Origin of the sequence: Agrobacterium sp. V1, from assembly GCF_030518355.1 — a bacterium.
GTDB classification, from domain to species: domain Bacteria; phylum Pseudomonadota; class Alphaproteobacteria; order Rhizobiales; family Rhizobiaceae; genus Agrobacterium; species Agrobacterium cucumeris.
Genome location: NZ_JAULSF010000004.1, coordinates 72,345 through 93,681 on the forward strand (window position 1 = coordinate 72,345; position 21,337 = coordinate 93,681).

A 21,337-nucleotide genomic window follows, 5' to 3' on the forward strand; every position below is an offset into this window, starting at 1 on the left:
TGTCAATGACATACCGGCGTTGATAGCAAGTTGGGAGGGCACTTATGTCCCGTGAAAATCCTTTCGCCAAACTGGATATAGCGTCGATCTCGGCAAACCAGATGCCGACAAAACCCGGTTACGGCATGACAGGAGCCGCCAAGACGGTTGTTCGCTCCATTGAAGATATGGCCGAGAACACCAAGAAGCTCATGGAAGGTGAAGTGATCGTGGATCTTGATCCGCGATTGATTGACGTGTCTTTCGTTGCGGACCGCCTTTCAGACGATGGAGAAGAGTTTCAGGAACTGCTTCAGGCGATCAAGGGATCAGGACAGACGACGCCTATCCTTGTTCGCCCCAGCTCCACGGATGCCAAGCGATACATGGTCGTGTTCGGTCACCGTCGTCTGAGGGTGGCTCGCGAACTCGGAGTTCCGGTCAAGGCAATCGTCAAGAAGCTCGACGATATCACCTCGGCGATTGTGCAAGGACAGGAAAACGCAGCCCGTTCAAACCTGTCTTTCATTGAACGCGCCTACTTCGCTCAGAACCTGATCGTCTCTGGAATGACCAAGGAAACGGTTCGTTCGTCGCTTGCCATCGATGAGGCGATGCTGTCGAAGATGCTTGCTGTGGTCGAGGCGGTGCCAGAGCCAGTCATTCAGGCCTTGGGTGCATCGAAGAAAATTGGGCGTGACCGGTGGCTCAGCCTCCGGCAGTTGATACTTGCCCCTGCCCTCTCCAAGGTTGCTGTTGAGCATGTAGCGTCGGCCGACTTTCAAAAGCTTCCTGAAGCCGAGCGGTTTGATAACCTTCATGACTACGTGAAGCGATACAAGGCCAAATCGGCTGCGAAAAAGCCCAAAGTCGATACCGCATCCAAAGACTGGATCTCGTCTGATCGCTCGCTGAATTTCGCGATGACCGCCAAAGCGAAGAAGGTTGCCATCGAGCTCACGAATGTCGAAGCCAAGCCCTTCAGCGAATGGCTGTCTTCTCGCATGGATCGCTTGTACGAGGAGTACAAGGGGTCGCAAAACGAAACCAACGGAGACTAAACAGCAAAAGAAAAAGGCCCCCAAACGGCGAACCGTGGAAGCCTCTCTCGTCATCTCTAGCAGGATCGAGAATCGCATTTCCCGGAATCACAGTCAAGAGTCTTGGCGCCATTTTGGTGAGCGGATTTCTTTTGCCTGAAGAAAGGTGAGAGAAAAATGCAAACGGGAGATGTGACGACGCCCTTTGGGCGGCGGTCGATGTCGCTTGCCCTGGTCAAAAGACAGATGGCGATCAAAGATCCGGATCAAAACACGCGGATTGAAAAGTGGAAGGTGTTTCGCGACGTCTGCGAGGCGCGAGAACGCTTAGGACTTCAGGATCGGGCTTTGGCTGTCCTCGATGCGCTCCTGACGTTTTACCCGCACGGGGAGCTCGATACGAGCCGCGGGCTTGTCGTTTTCCCATCCAATGCGCAGCTATCGGTTCGCGCTCACGGGATCACGGAAAGCACACTCAGACGGCAACTCGCGGCACTCGTTGAGGCCGGGCTCATCTTGCGCCGGGATAGCCCTAACGGGAAGCGATACGCGCATCGTAATCGTGACGGTGAGGTAGAGCAGGCTTACGGTTTCGATCTCGCACCTCTTCTGGCTCGCGCTGGCGAGCTTGCCCAGATTGCGCAGGACGTCGCTGCGGAGCGAACACGGTTCCGCCGGGCAAAGGAAGCTCTCACGATCTGCCGGCGCGACGTGCGCAAGCTCATTACGGCTGCAGTGGAGGAGGGTGCTTCCGGTAACTGGGGGCACGTGGAGGGGCTGTATATCGACATCCTTGCCCGGCTTCCGCGCTACCCGGAGCGTGTCCAGGTGGAACGGGCACTCGATGACATGCAACTGCTTCGAAGAGAGATCCTCAACATCCTGGAAATGCAGTTAAAACCTGAGAATATGAATGGCAATGCCATCCAAGATGACCGGCATACACAGAATTCAAATACCGAATCCATCCATGAATTTGAACCTAGCTCTGAAAAAGAGCAGGGCGGAAGCCTGGAGGGTGAACCTCAAGCCAAGAGCGTGGCGAACGGACGAGAGAAGGCCAAGCCTGAGCCAATAAAAGCCTTCCCACTCGGAATAGTACTTCGGGCCTGCCCGCAGATTGCCGACTATGGTTCCGGCGGACAGATAGAAAACTGGCGCGAGCTCATGAAGGCTGCCGTCGTGGTGCGCTCCATGCTGGGCGTCAGCCCCTCAGCTTACGAGGAGGCGTGCAACGCGATGGGGCCGGAAAACGCCGCTGTGGCTATGGCCTGCATTCTCGAACGATCGAACTTTATAACATCTGCCGGCGGCTATCTTCGGGATCTCACGAGGCGCTCCGAGCGTGGGGAGTTTTCGCTCGGGCCGATGCTGATGGCTCTTTTGAAGCTCAATGACGGCGGAGATCGAAGAACCGCTTGATGCCGGCACTCTGCGGTCAACGGCATTGAACCTCGTACGGCTCGATTCCGTTCGCATCGCTGGATTGAGCACGTCTTGTCAGCCGTTTTTTTCCTTGATTTTCTTTTTTAAGACAGTGGGTTATCGGTGTTGAAGGGCGAATATCCCCATGGGGAAGAGTGCAGCACGATGTGTACTAAAAAGCGACTACAGTTGAATCGTGCAGCCGCTAAGGGCCATTTCGCTAGGAGCCAGCGTCGGTTCAGCATCATAGAAGTGAATTTTCTGTCCAATCTGGTCGCACATTCTGGAGTATTGGCGCAGCGCTCCGGCAGAACCGATGGATCGAAATGCCGCGAGGGCACCAGTCCAGCTGTGCCGCCCCTTGGGGTACTTCGATAACAAAAGTGGTCGCCTCGCATCTTTAGCTACGGCCCGTATCGGGGGATACTATGTCGTCGGCAGCACAAGTAGCTTGTTTATTGAACTTGCAGGGTCCCATGACAACGAAGTGATTTTCCAAGGCTGCGTTTACAACAACCGTCAGCGACGTTCACTAAGAACGAGTTGGTCAGTATCTCAATCGAAAAGTCGGCAATGAATTGCATCGCACGGCTATTCCGTGCGCTAGCTTTGAAGTCCCGATTTGAATCGATGCGTGCGAGGACAACCGCTCGTTTGAAAGCGTCTCTAATGGAGTTTGTCCAATATGAACATCTCCTTAAGGCCGGATATTTCAGCGCCAACAGCTACCGCTGGCAGACGTGATGGACGACATCGCGTCATCCTGCTGATTGGCGGATTTCGGCGTAAATTGTCTCGACCCGAGCGACCTCTGCGTCGCTGAGCGCCGAAAACTCCTTGTCGCGAGCCCGCTTTGACAGTCGCCCTTCGTTCTGGCGTAGGAACCGGAACAAGAGGTCCAGCAAGCGATCGGGCATATCGATCATCTGCTTCATTTCGATCTTGAACGCATCATAGATGCGTAGGAATGCCGTCTCGGCCGGCAGATCCACATCGATCGTTCGGGCTACGCACTCGAACAGAAATTCGGCGTGCGGCGTTGCGTCGAAGTAGCGGTAGAAGTCGGCGGTGTCATTCAGCACCTCGACATTGCCACGATCCGTTGGTTGCCAATGAACAAGCGGCAAAAGGCGGCGTGAGTAGCTTTCCAAGACGGTTCGATAAGCATCAATACGGTCCAGGATGACGGACGAGACCGGAAAGACGAGCCCCGGAGGGTTGAATCCGTGCTCGGCGAGAACATGATGGATCAGATAGCGGTGCAGTCGGCCGTTTCCGTCCTCGAAAGGATGGATGTAGACGAAGCCGAAGGCGAGGGCTGCTGCGGCGAGAACAGGATCGAGGTGCTGTGCCGCGCTGCGGTCGAAAGAGGTCAGGCCGTCGATCAGCGAGGTCAGGTCTTCATGTCGGGCGCTGATATGATCGGGGATCGGTGCGCCTGACAGGCGATCATGCTCACCGATGAAGCCACCCTCGACGCGCAGGCCGAGATGAACGAAGCGCGCATCGCCGATGACAATCCGCTGCAGCCGCTCCAGTTCAGCGCGGTCTATTGGCCGGCGACCGGCTTCACCGATCACCTGGCCCCAGCGTTGGATACGATCTTGCGATGGATCTTCTCCCTCGATCTGGAAGCTCGAGCGCGAATCCTTGAGCAGCAGGAATGCGGCGGTGCGTGCAAGCAGGTCCGCAGGGACTTCGGCGATCAACTGCCGCGCTTCGTCGCCAAGCCCCCGCGCAACGAACGCGTCGAGCGCAAGCGTGCGGAAGATCATCGGGCAGAAAGCCGGTGTGCCGGGCAAATTGTTCTTCACCCGATGTCTTGTCGAACTCGCTCCACCCACCGCGAATTGCCGGTCGGGATCGACGACAAGGGCATAGGTGCCCTGTGCCGCGTCGGGCAGATCGAGCCGTATATCGAGCAGCCATTCGTAGAGAAACCACAGCCGTCGCGCATAGGCGCCAGTAGGCGACGCACGCACTATATTGGCGATCGGCTCAGGACCTGTTGCCCGGAACAGAGCTTTCAATACGGCAAGGTCCAGCCCTTCATAGCGCAGGGCGAAGGTCAGATGTCCAGCAAGGTCATTGTCCGGTTGGTGGCGCGGGGTGTAAATGTTCCAGCCCCCGGCCTGATAGACTTTGTGGCGTGGACCGATCGCGGACAGGGTGATTGGCACAGGCACGGGTAATTCAAAGGCATCGATCAGCGCCGCATAGCCGACAGGGATGGCGGCTTCCGGCATCCAGCGGCCGTGAAAAATGCCGACCGCGCCTGAAAACGGCTTTCCTCGTCCCTGCTCCATGAATCCTGATATCCGGCTCTGAAAATTAGTTTCGGTACGAAGCTCTCATGAAATTTGATTATCGGCAATGAATTTCGATGACAAGAAGGTAGTTTTATGAAAAATGATTTTGGCAGCGCGTTGAGCACAGCCATTTCCAAATTGCAGAGAATGCGGAAAACCGAACAGTTGCAAGCGCGTTTCATGGTCCAAATGCAGCCTCACCAGACTTGAAAAGCGACGTCGACAGGGCATCGGACCGGCGCGGATGTCGACCGTCCTTATCGATCTGATTCACTGCCGCTGCTTCCAGAGAACAAGCCGGTCTCATCCTTGTAGGCGGGCTCAAGAGCAGCATGATTCCGTTCGCTGTACTGGACCACAGCACGCCAAGGCCTTCTGGTTTTCTTCCGTAAGCCAACGATCGCGCGGCTTGCAGCTTGCTGGCCGCGGTACCAGGTCGACATGCACGGCGCTCTTGTGCAGGGCAGGGGCCGCCGCACAATAAAGCTGCACCGGTCGGATGCCGTCACTAACTTCGAAGGTCAGCTTTGCTGATCCGTCCAGCCGCAAATGCTCCGACACCTTGCGGATGATTGCGGCGAACTTTCCCGCCGGCATATGCGGGCGGTCGTCCTCGTCGATGTCCCACAGCTGTACGAAGATTTCGGACCATTCCTCGTGCTCGGCGCCACAGTCGAGTGCTGCGAACTGCCCGGCTTTCACCTCGGTCACGTGATAGCCGCCTTTCACCGGCTGTCCGTCATAGGAGAAGATTAGCGGCAGGTCCCGGACACCGTCGATCGTGTCGAGCAGGCGTCCAAGGCTGATGTCGGTTTCGAGAAGGGGCTTGTCGAGCGCGTTCATTTCGGCTACTCCTGTTTCAATAATTCAAGGATTGTAGAAATATGGAAGAACGTCAAGCCCTGATGTCATTCGCGGCGCTGTCGCAGGAAACCAGGCTGCACATCGTCCGCATGCTGGTTGTGGCCGGTCCGGACGGGATGGCCGCCGGCGCGATCGCCGAGAAGGCCGAGGTTTCCCCCTCCAATGTGTCCTTCCACCTGAAGGAACTGGAGCGGGCCGGGCTTATCAACCAGCAGCGCGAATCCCGCTCGATTATCTACACCGCAAATTACGAAGGCCTGGGCGCACTGGTCCGCTTTCTGATGGAAGACTGCTGCGCCGGCCATCCCGAGATCTGCGCGCCGGCCGCCGATGTGGCCGCCTGCTGCGCTCCAGCCCCGAAGGAGAAGCTGCAATGACCGACGACCGCGTCTACAACGTCCTGTTCCTGTGCACCGGCAATTCTGCCCGCTCGATCCTTGCGGAATCCATCCTCAACGGCGAGGGCAAAGGCCGGTTCAAGGCTTATTCGGCCGGCAGTCAGCCGAAGGGCCAGGTGCATCCAATGGCTCTGGATACGCTACGTGGCCTCGGTTACGCGACCGAGGGGTTCAGCTCCAAGAGCTGGGACGTTTTTGCCGAGCCCGGCGCACCGCAGATGGATTTCATTTTCACCGTCTGCGACAGCGCCGCGGGTGAAGCCTGCCCGGTCTGGATCGGCCACCCGATGACCGCGCATTGGGGTGTTGAGGATCCGGCCGCCGTCCAGGGCAGCCTTATTGAGCAGGGTCAGGCCTTCTCGCAGGCTGCCCGTTTCCTCAAGAATCGTATCACCGCGTTTGTGAGCCTTCCGCTCGCGTCGATCGACAAGCTCGCGCTGGAAACCCAGCTGCGCGCCATCGGCGCGATGGAAGGCATCACCAACCGCAGGGGCGACGTCGCTTGAGCCTCGATCTGTACCAGGAGCCTGTCGGGGGGCATGATACCGACCTCCGCTCTGCGCTGGCTGCCGCTAAACTGCCGGTGGATGACCTCACGGAAGATGGGCGGTCGTTCTATCGGTTCTCCCGGGATGGGGAGACGGTCGGTTTCGGCGGGCGGGAATCCTATGGCGAGTGTGCATTGCTGCGCTCCGTCGTCGTGATGGCGGAGCGCCGGGGTCAGGGTTTCGGTGAGGCAATCACCGGGAAGCTTCTGGCGCAGGCTCACGACGACGGCGCGAAAGCTGTCTATCTCCTGACCGACACGGTCGCACCGTTCTTTGAATCGCTGGGGTTCCGAAACATCGCCCGAGATGCGGCCCCGGCCGCGATCCTGGCCACGCGCCAGGCGGCGAACCTCTGCCCGGCTTCGGCCGCCTTGATGGCAAAGGATCTGTAGCTATGACCACGCACGCATTCCCACGTTCGCGGCGCTTCGCAGCTGAGGCGCTGGGCACTGCGCTGCTTGTCGCCACGGTGGTCGGCTCGGGCATCATGGCGGACAAGCTCACCGCCGATACGGCGCTCGCGTTGCTTGGCAATACGCTGGCAACCGGCGCTATCCTGGTGGTGCTGATCAGTCTGCTCGGCCCGATTTCCGGCGCGCATTTCAATCCCGTGGTGACGCTGGTCTTCACTCTACGCCGGGCGCTGAGCGTGAACGACGCCGTCGCCTATGGCATGGCCCAAATAGCCGGCGGTATCGCCGGAACACTGCTGGCCCACGCCATGTTCGAACTGCCATTGCTGCAGCTGTCGAGCACGGTTCGCACGGGTCCGGCGCAATGGCTCGCAGAAGTGACCGCGACCTTTGGCCTGTTGTTCACCATCCTTGCCGGAATTCGGTTCCGTCAGAACGACGTGCCGTGGCTGGTGGCGCTCTACATCACTGCTGCCTACTGGTTTACGGCGTCAACATCCTTCGCGAACCCGGCCGTCGCCATCGCGCGGTCGCTCACCGATACCTTCGCCGGAATCCGGCCTCTCGATCTGCCGGGGTTCATCATCGCCGAAACTCTCGGTGCGCTGCTGGCGCTTACCCTGGTCGGCTGGCTGCTGATGGAATCCCGCCCCTCCGACAAACCTCTCCCGAAACCGGAAGTCCTGCTATGACCATGAACGCCACCATCTACCACAACTCCGCTTGCGGCACCTCGCGCAACACCCTGGCGATGATCCGCAATGCCGGCATCGAGCCCACGGTCATCGAGTACCTGCAGAACCCGCCCAGCCGCAAGGAGCTGGTGAAGATGATTGCCGACGCCGGCCTCACCGTGCGGGAAGCGATAAGCGAAAAGGGCACACCTTACGCCGACCTCGGCCTCGACAACCCGGGCCTCACCGACGACCAGCTGCTTGATGCCATGCTCAAGAATCCGATCCTGATCAACCGGCCGTTCGTGATTACGCCCATGGGCACGCGCCTGTCGCGGCCCTCGGAACTCGTGCTCGACATCCTGCCCGACACTCATCAGGGCGCGTTCGCCAAGGAAGACGGTGAACAGGTCCTCGATGCGGAGGGCAAGCGCATTGGCTGATTTCCCTGCCGCCGATCTGGCGCATCTGCGCCAGCCGGATATTGAGGCCCTGCGTCCACCGTTCTCCACCCATAAACCGCGTATCCTGATCCTGTATGGCTCGTTGCGAGAGGTCTCCTATAGCCGGTTGCTCGCCCGCGAAGCGGCGCGCCTGCTGGAGCATTTCGGGTGCGATGTGCGCATCTTTGACCCGGCCGGCCTGCCGCTGCCCGATGCGGAGCCGGTGACGCACCCCAAGGTGCAGGAGCTGCGTGAGCTGTCGCAATGGTCCGAAGGCCAGGTGTGGGTTAGCCCGGAGCGCCACGGTGCCATGACCGGCATCATGAAAGCGCAGATCGACTGGATCCCGCTTTCGGTCGGCTCCGTGCGGCCGACGCAGGGCAAGACCCTGGCCGTTATGCAGGTCTCCGGCGGCTCGCAGTCGTTCAACGCCGTCAGCCAGCTCCGCGTTCTCGGCCGCTGGATGCGGATGATCACCATCCCCAACCAGTCGTCGGTGGCCAAGGCGTTTCAGGAGTTCGACGGGGAGGGGCGAATGAAACCCTCGTCCTATTACGATCGCGTGGTTGATGTCTGCGAGGAGCTGGTAAAGTTCACCTGGCTCACCCGCGACGCCTCGGCCTATCTCACCGATCGCTACAGCGAACGGAAGGAAGAGGCGGAAAAGCTGGAGCAACGCGTGAGCCTGAAATCCATATGACCACCCGCACGCCGATCGCCGCAGTGCTGATCCTTGGTCTGACCCAGATCATCGGCTACGGCACCCTCTATTACAGCTTTAGCATCCTCGCGCCTGACATGGCCAAGGACCTGGCCTGGTCCACCGAATGGGTCTTCGGCGCGCTGTCAGCGGCCCTGCTCATCGGCGGCTTGACGGCGCCGTGGCTGGGCAGCCTGATTGACCGGATTGGAGCGGGAAGAGTGATGACCATCGGCTCCGCCGTGGCCGCTCTGGCGCTGATCGCCTGCGCCTATGCGCCCGGCAAAGCGACCTATGTCCTGGCCCTCATTGCTATCGAAACTGCTGCCAATCTGGTGCAATACGGCGCTGCCTTTGCGCTGCTGGTACAACTGCAACCGGCGGCGGCGTCGCGCAGCATCACCTACCTGACCCTGATTGCCGGCTTTGCTTCGACGATCTTCTGGCCGATCACCACAGCGCTTCATGCGCAGTTCAGCTGGCAGACGGTGTACCTGATTTTCGCGGGCCTGAATCTGGCCATCTGCTTGCCGCTGCACGCCTGGCTGTCGTTCGGACTCGCCAAAAGCCGCCGCGCAGAGGCCACCACCGCCGCGCCCTCGGTCGTCGGGATCCTGCGAGCTGATCAGCGGTCGCGCGGATTTCTCCTGATGGCCACGGCGTTCTCCCTGCAATACCTCGCCAGCTCGGCCGTGCTGGTCCACATGGTGCCGTTGCTAGGCGGCCTTGGCCTTGGCGCCGCCGCCGCCCTGGTCGGCGCGCTGTTCGGCCCGTCTCAGGTGGCCAGCCGCCTGATCAACATGCTCTTCGGCAAGAACCTGTCGGCCCTGCACCTGGCGTTGGTCTCCGCTGCGCTGATTCCAATCGGCACGGTGGTGCTGCTCCTCACCGCGCCGTCCGTTCTGGGTGCGATGGTCTTCGCCGTTATCTTCGGCATGGGCAACGGTCTGTTGAGTATCGTCAGCGGTACCCTGCCGCTGGCCTTGTTTGGTAGTGACGGATACGGCAGACTGCAGGGCAAGATGATGGCGGCGCGGCTGATCGTGTCGGCTACCGCGCCGTTTGTCTTGGCGCTGGGGATGGAGCGGCTTGGCATAAGCCTCTCACTGGCACTAACGGCGACGCTGGGGGCAGGGGCCATCGCGCTTTTTGGTGCTGTGGCTTATGTGGGGCGGCGGGCGCAGTTGGACACTGAAGAATCTGGGCGAGCTGTTGCAGGCTGACAGCCGTTATCGTGGTCACGTCACTTGCAGGTCCCAGGATTGACCAGCATAAACGAAAGGCCACAAGCGCGGCGAGGAACGGAGGAATGTCGAGGCGTCTTGCATCAAGCGCTATCGATGAACGTTGAGCTGCCGCTCATATCATCCGACCGTTTCCGCCGTCAGCGTGATGTCGCCAAAGCGTCGATCGACTCTTGCTAGAGAAGCCGTGCCGCCCGTCCGCTGCGCCGTGTCGCGTTGTTGTAATAACTGGACGCCTGCTGAACTGATCGGTGCCTCGATTGCTCCATCGCTTCGGGCAGTGGAACGCCGCGATTGGCTGCCTCAGTCAGATAGCCTGACCGCAATCCATGCGCCGAAAAGTCGCGGCTGTCCAAGCCCGCTATCTCCGCGCGCTGCTTGAGAATGGCATTAATAGATTGGGGATCGAGCGCCCGGCGCGAGACGGTGCCCCATCTTCCGATCCCCCGGAACACACTGCCCTTGTCGATCCTGGCGGCCGCCAGCCAGGCATTCAGCGCCTCGACCGGCCGGCCGGTGAGATAGACGATGTCGTCCTCTTCGCCGGAGGTCGTCTTGGTCCGACCGAGGTGAATGGCAAGGGAGGGGAGGGGAGGGCCATCTTCGACTTCGATCGGTGCCTCGATGCTCAGTTGCTCCTTCCGCAATCCGGCGATCTCGCTACGGCGGCGGCCGCCGGAGGCGAAGGCGACCATCAGGATCGCCCGGTCGCGCAGATCACGAAGGTTTTCGCTTTCGCAGGTCGCCAGCAGCTTGGCCAAAATATCGCCGGTGACCGCCTTGGCACTTTTGCGACGACGCGGCCTAGGGACGGCACGCACTGCCAGCCGGATCGCCTGCTTGAGGGCAGGGGAGGCGAATGCGCCGTCGAGGCCGCGCCATTTGGTCAAGGTTGACCAGCTGGCCAGCCTGCGACGAACCGTGTCGGGCGCGTGCGGGCCAGTGGATTTCAAAAATCTCTGATCTCGCAACAGTTGATCGACGTCGGCCGGCATGCCGTGATCAGGATCGTTCTGGCGTTTTTTGGGATCCCACAGATGATGAGCGACGAATTTCAGCAGCAGCGCCTCGGGCGCCGGCCAGGGCAGGGATTTTTTCGTCGCCGCCAATCCCCAGGCTTCGAGGTAGGCGAGATCGGAGGTCAGCGCCCGCAGCGTGTTGTCGCCCATGCCCTGGTTGACCAGATGTTTTAGCGTTTCGACGTCCTGGTCGGTCAGCAGTTCGGCCAATTCGTCCCGGCGCTCGATGGGCAGCACAGAAGCGATGGTATCGAGCTCGACTGCACGGCGCTCGACGCTGGACAGGGTGTCGGATTTCTTTGGGGTCGCCATCAGTCGATCTCGACGTGCGGCCGCCAGCGGCGGATGATCTGGATGATCTCCGGCTTGTAGGCGTCCGGATAGGAGAGTGTTTCTTCGCGCGCCATCCAGGTAAAGACGGTGACCATGTCGCCGCAGATTTCAGGATCGAGATCGGCGAGGTCAGTCAGATCGAAGCCGCCATGCACGCTGGCATTCCACCAGGCGAGCAAAAAATTGGCGACGCGGCGCCCTTGGCCGGTATCCTGGTGAGCGACATTGAGCAGCTTTTCGAGGGCGAAGCGGACGCGATCTTCCATGGTTGGTAGCCTTTGCTGAGCGTGATTTGGCCCAGGTTAAGTGAATTTACGGGCTTTGTCGATCTACCATCGATAAGGGATACTTATCGATGGTTAGAACCACAACCAGCAATCATACTATATGAGGAACTATAACATTCTTATAGAGTTCCTTTAGCAAATCATTTACCATGATTTCAATGCCTTACGATCTCGCGAAAATCAGCATGACAGCGCTGATGCGACCGGCTTTCGACGCCGGCGTAGCGTTGGCGCGCCTCGACGAGCGGATCGCCCGTTCGCCGGTCGGGCAAGGCTGGATCGAACGATCCCATTTCGCCGATGCCTGTGCCTCGTTGTGGATCGACGGCGAGCTCGTCCATCTCGAGGACCTCGTTCTCCACGATGCCATGAAAGACATTCGTACACCCACCCACGAGCTGACCATTGCCCGCGACGTTTTGAAAGCCCGTCGCCGAATTGCGGCGCAACCGCCGGACTGGGCCTTGTCCGCAGGGGGTATCCGAACTTTGCGACAGACATCGGACATCAACTCGATCGGCGCTGAGGCGGAGGAGCCGGCCAGCGTCGTTCGGCCGGCGGTGGCCATCGATCCGGAAGGGGAGGGGGATGATGGTGACGACACGAGAAATCTGCCCGGCGTCGACTATGCCGCCATCGATGCGGTGCTCGCCCGATCGGAGGCGGCGATCGAGAGCGCCACACGGCCGGGGCACGCCTGGGGCAACCATGCTGCCGAAAAGGACCCGATGATCTACGATCTCGATTGGGACGAGGACGGGCGGCTCGAACAATGGCGCGGTGTGCTGCGCCAGACCGAACATCTGCCGGCGGTGATTCAGGCGATTATTGCCCTCGATGCCTGGAACGAGCTGTCCGTGCTGCAGCACGCCCCCTGGCTCGGTCGGTTGTTTTGCGCCTCGATCCTGCGGGAGGCCAACATCACGACCGGTGCGCATCTGGCCGCCATGAATCTTGGCCTGAAAACAATCCCCGTTGATCGGCGCCGCAATCGCGATCGGGAAACCCGGCTGCTCGCCATCGCCCACGGATTTTTAGCGGCTGCCGAGATCGGCACGAAAGAACATGACCGATTGGCGCTCGCGCGAAAAATGTTCGAGCGGAAGCTGGAAGGGCGCCGAATGTCTTCGAAACTGCCGGAGCTGGTCGAGCTGGTTATGGCAAAGCCGTTGGTGTCGGCAGGGATGGTGGCGAAAACGCTCGAGGTCACGCCGCAGGCGGCACGGCGGATCGTGTTGGAACTCGGTCTCAGAGAGATGACGGGGAGGGGGAGGTTTCGGGCGTGGGGCGTAATCTAACCTACGCATTCAGGCGGCGGCCCGGATGATGTGCAGCCGTCAACGCTCCATTTAAAATGCGATCACAACCTTAATCATTTTGTGACAAGAGAGAACGAAAGTAGAATCACCGAATGATTTGTAGATTTTGGCGAGGTTGTCACCATGGCGATGAATTCGGCGATTGAATGGACCGACCACACTTTCAACCCGTGGACCGGCTGCACCAACATCAGCCCAGGTTGCGACAACTGCTATGCCGAGGCTTGGGCCAAGCGGTCGGGTCAGGTGAAATGGGGTAACTCGCCTCGCAAGCGCACGACAGAGAGCTATTGGAAGGCTCCGCATATGTGGCAACGCAAGGCCGCAGAATTTGCAAGCGTTCACGGTCGCAGGCAGCGCGTGTTTTGTGCTTCGCTTGCCGACGTTTTCGATAACCAAGCTGATCCAGAGTGGCGTGACGATCTTTTCAAAGTCATCCGAGCAACTCCATCGCTCGATTGGCAATTGCTGACCAAGCGCCCACAGAATATCCAGAAAATGCTGCCGGTCGATTGGGGAAGCAAGGGATATTCGAATGTCTGGCTAGGCTTCACTGCTGAGGATCAACTCCGTTTCGATCAAAGGAAGCGGTTCCTCTCCCTCATCCCTGCTCGCGTCTGGTTTGTGTCCTACGAGCCGGCGATAGGTCCGCTTCGGATATCACATGGCGATCCGCGGCCGGACTGGCTTATCAGCGGCGGAGAAAGCGGCCCGCGCGCACGCTCTATGGTGAGCCAATGGGCGCGAGACATAATTGCCGATTGTCAGGAATTTGGTATCGCAGCATTTCACAAGCAATGGGGCGCGCCTGGCAATAATCCGCTTGTACAAGAGCAAGGAATGTCGCCAGCGCAAGTCAAAGAGATTGATCCTCATGGCAAAGGGGGAGGCCTTGTTGATGGCAGGTTGGTGAGGGAGTTTCCCAAGGGCTGCGAAAAGGCAGAAAAGGCCGCCTGAACTTGACAGCTCTACATGTCGAACGCAACTTAGACTTGATTGGCATGGGGAGTCGCGACAATCGCCGAATTTGGATGGAAGCTAGGCAGTGAGCTGCCGCCTCTCAGCGCTCACAGCGGCGCAAAATTGCGTCTCATCGAGACCTATCTTCAAAATTATTTCCCAGCAACGCTCGTCAGTCACGCCCAGGAGAGGCAGCGCATAACGTTGGTTGACGGATTTTGCGGGGGCGGTCGATTTAGTGATGCCGGCGCGCTTATCCGCGGCACACCACTTCTCTTTCTGGATGCTGTGAACAAGGCTCAGGTGGAAGCAAATGTCGGGCGGACAAAGCCGCTCACCATCGACGCCGAATATCATTTCGTCGACAGCAAAAAGGACCATATCGACTTTCTTCGGGAGGAGCTGACGAAGGAAGGCCACCTTGCTGCGATCGGAAAATCGGTCTTTCTTCATCACGCAAAGTTCGAGATCGTGTTCCCGGATATCTGTCGTAGGATCGAACAACGCACGCGCGGCGGTGTGGGGCGCTCGATCTTCCTTCTGGATCAAAAAGGCTATTCCGACGTCGCCTTTGAAACCGTTCGAAAGATACTGCAGTTCTCAGCGGGCGAATGCATCCTCACCTTCGCCGTCGGCTGGCTTATCGATTACCTCACCGACAAACCTGAAACCGTCAACCGCCTTGCGCCGATTGAAATATCCGAACATCAGCTCCGCGAGTTCCTTCGCTACAAGGGCGAGCATGGTGGACGTTATGTCATCCAACGCTTGCTGCTGCGGCATATCTCAGGCATCACAGGCGCGAAATTCCAAAGCCCATTTTTCCTGAGATCAAAAGAGGCTCGGAAGGATCTATGGCTGGTGCATCTCTCGAACCACCTCAAGGCTAGGAACGTGATGGTCGACAGCCATTGGCTGATCAACAACCAGTCCCTGCACCAAGGGCACGGTGGGTTGGAGATGCTTGGCTTCAATCCGAACCTCGATCCCGGCAATGCGCCGGATTTTTGGTTTGGACCCAAGGACGAGGAGGTCATGAAGGATCGGCTCGCCGACGACTTCATGCGCCGGATCCGCGACACGCATGGCGACGCACCTGTATCTTACGGTGACTTCGTGACATCAATCGCCAACGAGACGCCTGCTCGCCTGAGCGATATTGATGAGGTTACGGCGCTTCTGGTAGGGGAGAAGGAATTGAATCTCCGCAACGCGGCGAATTCACCAAAGCGCACATCTTCTCCGATCTATAGAGACACGATTGGTGTCTCTCCGCAAACGCGCTTGTGGCCGGCAAGGACGCTTTGATCTTCGCGATCTCGAACACCGGCATCTGCACCCGGGACACCAATTTCGACCGCTCCATCTGGCAACCAGGCTACGGCGGGTCGCACAACTTCGCCCTTATCTTACGATTTCGGACTGCTCTTGTTTGGCCCGAGCTCACGAAGCTACCCGAGACACCCGTCCGCCGACCCAAGAAACTGGCTATCACCTCCGACGTGTTGCGCACCTGTCGGGGGATCGCCGGAAGTTGCCCAGTGAACAGCTCATTAGAGAGCTACAAATGGAATTTCGGCGGGCCGTCCCAAAAATTCTGTCGGATGATGTTCTGCCAAGATTTCCTATGCTCGCGATTCGTGCTGTAGCTATCTGCTAATGCACGGATTCGTTGATGGCTACCAAGAAACAAGTAAATAACAAAGCCAAGGAGCCGCAGCGGGGAAAGACGCCTGAAACCAGGATCCCGCCGCCGTCTGGGCACAGTGAAAACGTGTTTCCGCTCGTCGCTGTTGGCTCGAAAAAGTTCGAAGAACTTTGTCGAGCGATCTTGAAGCCAGAGTTTAAAGACGTTCTTTGGGTGGCATTGAAGCGCACATCCGGAGTGGAGCAATATGGCGTCGATGTAGAGGGCTTCGATCAGTTGCACGATCCCGTCGTGGTGCTTTCTGCCAAATGTTACCAGAAGGTCGACGCGTGGGAGTTCCGCCCGTGGATTCAGGATTTCTTCGTCCACCTGGATGGTCACTGGAAGGGCAAAAATGTTCGCGACTTCATCCTTGCCGTGACCGTCACCGCCAACGACGACGACATGAACGAAGCTGCACGCACGCTTGCCAATTCTCTCGCCACAAGAGGGATTCGATTTCATCTATGGGATTCCGCCCATATCTCGGACCTTTTGCGAAACGACCCTCGGTTGATTGATCGGTTTTTCAATCGGTACTGGGTGGATGCAATGTCGGCGGAGATCGAAAGCGACAGCCCGTCCGTGAATCCTACGTCTACTGGTTGTCGTTTGCCACTTAATTGTGAGAATGCGGCCGTTCCGGCCGGCTTTGGCACTTAACTTGAGATTTTTCGATGCAATGTTTTCCGTCTAACGCCGTTCAGATTTGGCATAACCTTTTGTGTTGTCCTCATTTTTCGGATCAAGCCTGGCCGAGGCAGCCATTTCGTCCAAAGCGAGGAATCTCACATTAAGTGCCGAATTCGAAGCCAAAATCTCGAATTAAGTGCCTAATCTCAATTTAAGTGCCGGGCTGTCGTATTGAAATTATTGCATGCCGAGTCTTGCGGTTAAATGCAAAACGACAAGTCTCGATGTCTGCGTTATGCAGCATTTCAGATATGAACCTGGTTAGCGGGTGCGCCTCCTTGTGTCGGGAGGGGGAGATCGTCGAAACCCCGACGCGGCTAGCCGCAACTTGGTTGGATTGGGGATCAATCACGCGGGCATAATCCATGCGGCATAGAACACTGACAAAAAGCGTTGTTTGGGAGCAATCTCCCATTGCTAGCCTTCCGGCTTTCCGATTATTAGGAAGTATGGGTGACAATGTCGAACTTCTTATGGCTGCAGGCAAGGCGCTTTATGGGAAGCGTTGGCAAAGTCCCGTTGGTCGCGACCTCGAAACGACGGATCGCACCGTCAGGAACTGGCTGGCGAGAGCTCACCCTATTCCGGAACACGTACCCGTCCGGCTAGAGGTTCTCCTTAGAAAGCGAAAAATAGAGATTGATGCCGTGCTCGAGCAGATCGGACCGGGCATTGAGGAAAGCAGTAGCGAATGACCTTTGGCAAGTCATGCCATGATGCGGCGACAGGACGTCTCGTTTTCGTCGAGCACGGAAGTTGGGGTGGTTATGATTGATCCCGCAGCTGCGGCCGCCACCGTAAAGAGACTTCTGGACGAAACCGGCGTGTCAGGTGGTAAGCCGGTCCTGCTCGTCGGCAGCGAGCAGGACCGCAGTTCGACGATTCAGGCGCTGGCGACGCTCTTGAATACGTCGTCTATCAACCTGAACATCGATCTGGTTCAGGGCCTTATCGACGCGAGCGATGCACGTCTCGACATCATTTCAACTATCTCGGCACTCGAACCATCCTCGCCGGTCTTGCTGCTCGATCGCATCCAGATTTTGATGCTGCCTCAGTTTATGTTCAAGGCTACCGACGTTTTGTGCCGGGTCGCTCGCCGGCGTTCAGTTTGCGCCTCCTGGCCAGGTCGGCTTGATCGTGGGCGCCTGCGGTACGCCGATCCCAATCACCCCGAGTTTCTCGATGAGGATGCGTCTCGTGCGCTCGTCATTGACCTGTCGATCAACGAAGGCGCAAACCCATGAAGTATCGCGATCTCGTCAAGTTCGAGCCGATCGAGTCTGTTATCCAACTGCTTGCCGCCAACAAGGCTGACGAGGGCCGTAGGCTGGTCGCAAGCTATGTCATTTCCAATGCCATGGCCGATCGCATCGCCGACGTGATCTTCCCTCAACTAGGCTTCGATCCCGCTGTAGACCACAAAGGGATTCTCGTTGTTGGCAACTACGGCACCGGCAAGTCGCACCTCATGTCAGTGATCTCCACCATCGCGGAGGATGCCGAGGTGGTGCCGGAGGTCCGCAACGAGAAGGTCCGCGATGCCGCCGGGCCGATTGGCGGCAGGTTTCAGGTGCTGCGCATAGAGATCTCCAGTCGCATGTCGCTCCGCGATATTCTGGTACAGGAACTGGAAGGGTTCCTCGCCGCCAAGGGCGTTACGTTCAAGTTCCCGCCCGAAGACAAAGTTACGCAGAACAAGACCGCGCTCATCGAGATGATGGATGTCTTTGAGCAGAAATTCTCCGGCCAAGGGCTACTCGTCGTCGTAGACGAGATGCTCGACTACCTGCGCTCCCGCAGGGACACCGAGCTCGTCCACGACTTGTCCTTCCTTCGCGAGATAGGCGAGATCGCCAAGAATACCCGCTTCCGCTTCGTTGGCGGCGTACAGGAGGCGATCTTCGACAGCGCGCGGTTCGCCTCCACTGCGGACAGCCTGCGGCGTGTCAAGGATCGTTTCCAGCAGGTACTGATCGACCGCCAGGACATCGGGTTCGTTGTCGCCGAGCGGCTTCTCCGCAAGGACGAGCACCAGCGCGAGGCCGTTCGCAAGCACCTGGAGCCATTTGCCAAGTTCTATGGTAGCATGGGCGACAGGCTCGAGCAGTTTGTCCGGCTTTTCCCAGTCCACCCCGACTACCTTACCATCTTCGAACGGATCGAGTTCGCCGAGAACCGCAATGCGCTGTCGACGCTGTCGGGCACTATGAGAAAAATGCTGGATCAGGACGTACCCGCCGACGGACCGGGCATTATCACCTATGACAGCTTCTGGACCGACGTGCGGACTAACCCTGCCTTCCGTGCGCAGACAGGAGTTCGCGACGTTGTGCGGATCGCTGAGACCCTGCAGGAGAAGGTCGAGGCGGCGTTCCCGAAGGGTAAGGCGATGAGCCGCCCGACCGCGCACCGGATCATCGATGGTCTGGCGATCCAGCGCCTGACCACGCCCGACATCCATGTCGCAATGGGGCCGACCTCCACCGAGCTGCGGGACCAGCTCCTGTTGATGAACCCCATGGCCGCCGATTTCCCTTCGGATGAGCCCGCGCAGGATCTGCTCACCTTCATCGATGCCACCATCGGCGACATCATGAAGGCGGTAAACGGGCAGTTTATCACGCGCGCCACGGGCAGCGACCAAGTGTATCTCGATGTCGCGAAAGACGTCGATTACGACGCGGAGATCGACAAGCGCGGTGAGAGCCTCGACGATGAGGATCTCGACAACGCTTATTACCAGGCCATCGCTCACCTGATGGAGCGAACCGACGAGGCGACGCACCTCCCGGGGCACAAGATCTGGCAGTATCCGCTGGAGTGGTTCGAACGCCGGGTCCACCGCGACGGCTATCTGTTCTTCGGCTCGCCGAACGATCGGCCGACCGCTTATCCGGCACGCGACTTCTACCTCTACTTCGTCCAGCCCTACGATCCGCCGAAGTTCAAAGATGAAGAGAAACCCGACGAGGTATTCTTGCGCCTCGCCAGTAAGGACGAGGCGCTGACCGCTATCTTGCGGCGCTTCTCGTCGGCTTCGGCGTTGGCCGGGCTCAACAGCGGCAACGCCAAGACCGTCTACACCAACAAGGCCGAGGACGCGCTAAAGAGCATGCGCAAGTGGTTGCGCGACCAGCAGACCACCGCCTTCAACGTCACCTACCGGGGCAAGACCCGCACGCTCGGCGAGTGGGCGAAGAGTTTCTCGGTACGCGAGCGCGCCGGCATGAAGGGCGACGAGACCATCAACTTCCGCGAGTACATCAACGTATCGGCCGGCTTCCTGCTCGCGCCGCACTTCGCCGAGCAGTATCCGGAATACCCGACTTTCGGCACGATCGTGACCGACGCCAACCGTCGAACGCTCTGCACGACCGCCGTAAAGACGCTGTCCGGCCCGCCACGGCCGAAGGACGCGGTCATGATCCTCGACGCGTTGAAGCTGCTAAACGGCGACAAGCTCGATCCGCGCCATTCCCCTTACGCCCAGGAAATCATCGCACGCCTCGCCGCCAAGGAATCCGGCCAGGTGCTCAACCGCGGGGAGATTTTCGAGGCCACCTCCATGGCGGAGTCGTTCGCCCCGGGCCGCTTCGGGCTTGAGCCCGACCTCGTCGCCGTCGTTCTGGCGGCGCTGGTACACTCGGGTGACGTGGTCGTGTCCGTCGCCGGCAGAAAGGTCGACTCGTCTAACTTCGGTGACGGCTCGGCATCGCTCGTCGAGGAGCTGGCGGCCTTCAAGCACGTTGAGGCGCCGAAGGACGTCAATGTGGCGATCCTGCGCGACCTTTACGAGCTATTCGGGCTCCCGGCCGGCCAGGCGCAGGCGGCGGCCAAGGGCGACGACGCCGCGGTCCGCAACCTCCAGGACGCGGTGGAGAAGATCATCACCAGCACGCTCACCCTGGGGACGGGGCTTGAGAGCTCGCTCTCCTTCTGGGGTGCCTCCGTCATGTCGCCGGAGCAGGTTCAGGACGGCAGGACGCGGATCGATGCCGTGAGGAAGTTCGCCGAGTCCCACACCGCCTACAACAGTCCGGCGAAGCTGAAGAACCTCCGAACCTCGGCCGCTGAGATCGCCGCGCGGACGGACGACTTCGCTCGCTACCGCCGAATCGCGTCGCTCGTCAGCCAGATCGAGGCCGTGGCGAAGGACGCGAACTATTTGCAGCAGACCGAGATCGTCCTGCGGGATGACGATCCCTGGCTCGAGAAGGCCCGCAAGGCCCGACACGAGTTCGCCGGACAGTTGAGCGATGTGTTGGACGCTGCAGCCATGACCGCGGTCCGCACGCGCCTTGCGACGCTCAAGATGGATTATGTCACCCATTACATATCGCTGCACGCGAAGGCTCGCCTCGGCATGACGGAGAGCAAGAGCAAGGGGACGCTGATTAACGATCAGCGGCTCAAGGCGCTCGAGCAGCTCACGCGTATCCCCATCCTGCCCGGCAACGAGCTGGAGAGCTTCCGCAACGCGCTGGCCGATCTGAAGACCTGCTCGGCGCTCGTAGAGAGCGAGCTGGCAGCGCGTGCCACGTGCCCGCACTGCTCCTATACGCCGAAAGCTGAACAGCTTCCGCTGATGGCACCGGCGTCGTCGATCCTTGCGACGCTTGACGACCGGCTTGACACCCTGGTGGCGGCGTGGACGACCAGGCTACGCGAAGAACTCGACGATCCGATCACGCTCGCTGAGGGGCTTCAGCTAGTCGAGGGCAAGGTTCGCGACCGCATCAAGGATTTCGCCGCGGGCGGCGACTTACCGGAGCCGCTCGACGGGGATTTCGTGGCCGGGATCCGAGACGCGCTCTCCGATCTCGCCAAGGTAGAGATCACGTCTGCCGATCTGCGGGTTGCGCTCACGAGTGGCGGTTCGCCGGTCACAGTTGAAGACATTCGGAAGCGCTTTGAGAAGCTGCTTGCCGACGAACTCAAGGGCAAGGACGAGACGAAGGTGCGCTTCGTAATCGTCGAGGGGGTTAACTGAAAATGTCGG

Annotated in this window: 20 protein-coding genes; 16 read left to right on the top strand and 4 right to left on the bottom strand. The window is 59.2% G+C overall.

Annotated features, from left to right (window positions below; all coding sequences use genetic code 11):
* Window positions 1-44 precede the first annotated feature (44 nt).
* Entirely contained in the window at window positions 45-1,040 is a 996-nt protein-coding gene (gene repB / locus QSV77_RS25380; RefSeq protein ID WP_080821211.1) for a plasmid partitioning protein RepB, read from the top strand.
* Window positions 1,041-1,196: 156 nt separating this feature from the next.
* A complete protein-coding gene (repC, locus tag QSV77_RS25385; RefSeq protein ID WP_142845863.1) occupies window positions 1,197-2,441 on the top strand; it encodes a plasmid replication protein RepC in 1,245 nt (414 codons plus the stop codon).
* A gap of 761 nt (window positions 2,442-3,202) precedes the next feature.
* On the opposite strand, the gene QSV77_RS25390 is transcribed toward repC, so the two are convergent.
* Window positions 3,203-4,750 (bottom strand): Fic family protein, encoded by a 1,548-nt coding sequence (locus tag QSV77_RS25390; RefSeq protein ID WP_142845864.1) that lies wholly within the window; start codon window positions 4,748-4,750, stop codon window positions 3,203-3,205.
* Between the two features lie 324 nt (window positions 4,751-5,074).
* Window positions 5,075-5,596: a DUF6428 family protein gene (locus QSV77_RS25395; RefSeq protein ID WP_142845865.1), complete on the bottom strand. Its 522-nt coding sequence runs from the start codon at window positions 5,594-5,596 to the stop codon at window positions 5,075-5,077.
* Between the two features lie 41 nt (window positions 5,597-5,637).
* Here QSV77_RS25395 and QSV77_RS25400 point away from each other — a divergent pair, with 41 nt between their 5' ends.
* The 7 genes from QSV77_RS25400 to arsK are packed head-to-tail and all read left to right on the top strand — an operon-like array spanning window position 5,638 to window position 10,016.
* Window positions 5,638-5,994, top strand: a complete 357-nt coding sequence (locus QSV77_RS25400; RefSeq protein ID WP_137006004.1) for a helix-turn-helix transcriptional regulator — start codon at window positions 5,638-5,640, stop codon at window positions 5,992-5,994.
* On the top strand, window positions 5,991-6,521 hold the full coding sequence (locus QSV77_RS25405; protein ID WP_142845866.1) for an arsenate reductase ArsC: 531 nt from the start codon (window positions 5,991-5,993) through the stop codon (window positions 6,519-6,521). Before QSV77_RS25400 ends, QSV77_RS25405 begins: the two co-directional genes overlap by 4 nt.
* Window positions 6,518-6,955 (top strand): arsenic resistance N-acetyltransferase ArsN2, encoded by a 438-nt coding sequence (arsN2, locus tag QSV77_RS25410; protein WP_142845867.1) that lies wholly within the window; start codon window positions 6,518-6,520, stop codon window positions 6,953-6,955. Before QSV77_RS25405 ends, arsN2 begins: the two co-directional genes overlap by 4 nt.
* Before the next feature lie 2 nt (window positions 6,956-6,957).
* Entirely contained in the window at window positions 6,958-7,668 is a 711-nt protein-coding gene (locus tag QSV77_RS25415) for an MIP/aquaporin family protein (RefSeq protein ID WP_220319050.1), read from the top strand.
* Window positions 7,665-8,093, top strand: coding sequence for an arsenate reductase (glutaredoxin) (arsC, locus tag QSV77_RS25420; RefSeq protein WP_161987964.1), 429 nt, complete (start codon window positions 7,665-7,667; stop codon window positions 8,091-8,093). The genes QSV77_RS25415 and arsC overlap by 4 nt, the downstream gene beginning before the upstream one ends.
* Window positions 8,068-8,793 (top strand): arsenical resistance protein ArsH, encoded by a 726-nt coding sequence (arsH, locus tag QSV77_RS25425; protein WP_161987967.1) that lies wholly within the window; start codon window positions 8,068-8,070, stop codon window positions 8,791-8,793. The genes arsC and arsH overlap by 26 nt, the downstream gene beginning before the upstream one ends.
* Window positions 8,790-10,016 carry an arsenite efflux MFS transporter ArsK gene (gene arsK, locus QSV77_RS25430; RefSeq protein ID WP_142845870.1) on the top strand — a complete coding sequence of 409 codons (1,227 nt, stop codon included), beginning with the start codon at window positions 8,790-8,792 and terminating at the stop codon, window positions 10,014-10,016. Before arsH ends, arsK begins: the two co-directional genes overlap by 4 nt.
* Window positions 10,017-10,213: 197 nt before the next feature.
* Here arsK and QSV77_RS25435 read toward each other — a convergent pair whose 3' ends face one another.
* The gene (locus QSV77_RS25435; RefSeq protein WP_142845871.1) at window positions 10,214-11,368 is read right to left on the bottom strand and encodes a site-specific integrase; all 1,155 of its coding nucleotides are present in this window, start codon (window positions 11,366-11,368) and stop codon (window positions 10,214-10,216) included.
* On the bottom strand, window positions 11,368-11,655 hold the full coding sequence (locus tag QSV77_RS25440) for a hypothetical protein (protein ID WP_142845872.1): 288 nt from the start codon (window positions 11,653-11,655) through the stop codon (window positions 11,368-11,370). Before QSV77_RS25440 ends, QSV77_RS25435 begins: the two co-directional genes overlap by 1 nt.
* 170 nt (window positions 11,656-11,825) lie before the next feature.
* On the opposite strand from QSV77_RS25440, the gene QSV77_RS25445 reads away from it, so the two are divergent.
* From QSV77_RS25445 to QSV77_RS25475, 7 genes are all read left to right on the top strand, one after another.
* Window positions 11,826-12,974 carry an RHE_PE00001 family protein gene (locus QSV77_RS25445; protein WP_302735554.1) on the top strand — a complete coding sequence of 383 codons (1,149 nt, stop codon included), beginning with the start codon at window positions 11,826-11,828 and terminating at the stop codon, window positions 12,972-12,974.
* Window positions 12,975-13,118: 144 nt separating this feature from the next.
* On the top strand, window positions 13,119-13,952 hold the full coding sequence (locus QSV77_RS25450; RefSeq protein WP_302735555.1) for a DUF5131 family protein: 834 nt from the start codon (window positions 13,119-13,121) through the stop codon (window positions 13,950-13,952).
* A gap of 39 nt (window positions 13,953-13,991) precedes the next feature.
* Window positions 13,992-15,263, top strand: a complete 1,272-nt coding sequence (locus tag QSV77_RS25455) for a three-Cys-motif partner protein TcmP (protein WP_302735556.1) — start codon at window positions 13,992-13,994, stop codon at window positions 15,261-15,263.
* A gap of 367 nt (window positions 15,264-15,630) precedes the next feature.
* Window positions 15,631-16,305 (top strand): hypothetical protein, encoded by a 675-nt coding sequence (locus QSV77_RS25460; RefSeq protein WP_302735557.1) that lies wholly within the window; start codon window positions 15,631-15,633, stop codon window positions 16,303-16,305.
* Window positions 16,306-16,784: 479 nt separating this feature from the next.
* Window positions 16,785-17,030, top strand: a complete 246-nt coding sequence (locus QSV77_RS25465; protein WP_302735558.1) for a hypothetical protein — start codon at window positions 16,785-16,787, stop codon at window positions 17,028-17,030.
* 72 nt (window positions 17,031-17,102) lie between these two features.
* A complete protein-coding gene (gene brxF, locus QSV77_RS25470) occupies window positions 17,103-17,582 on the top strand; it encodes a BREX-3 system P-loop-containing protein BrxF (RefSeq protein ID WP_302735559.1) in 480 nt (159 codons plus the stop codon).
* Complete coding sequence (locus tag QSV77_RS25475) at window positions 17,579-21,328, top strand: DUF6079 family protein (RefSeq protein WP_302735560.1); 3,750 nt, start codon at window positions 17,579-17,581, stop codon at window positions 21,326-21,328. The genes brxF and QSV77_RS25475 overlap by 4 nt, the downstream gene beginning before the upstream one ends.
* Window positions 21,329-21,337: the final 9 nt, after the last annotated feature.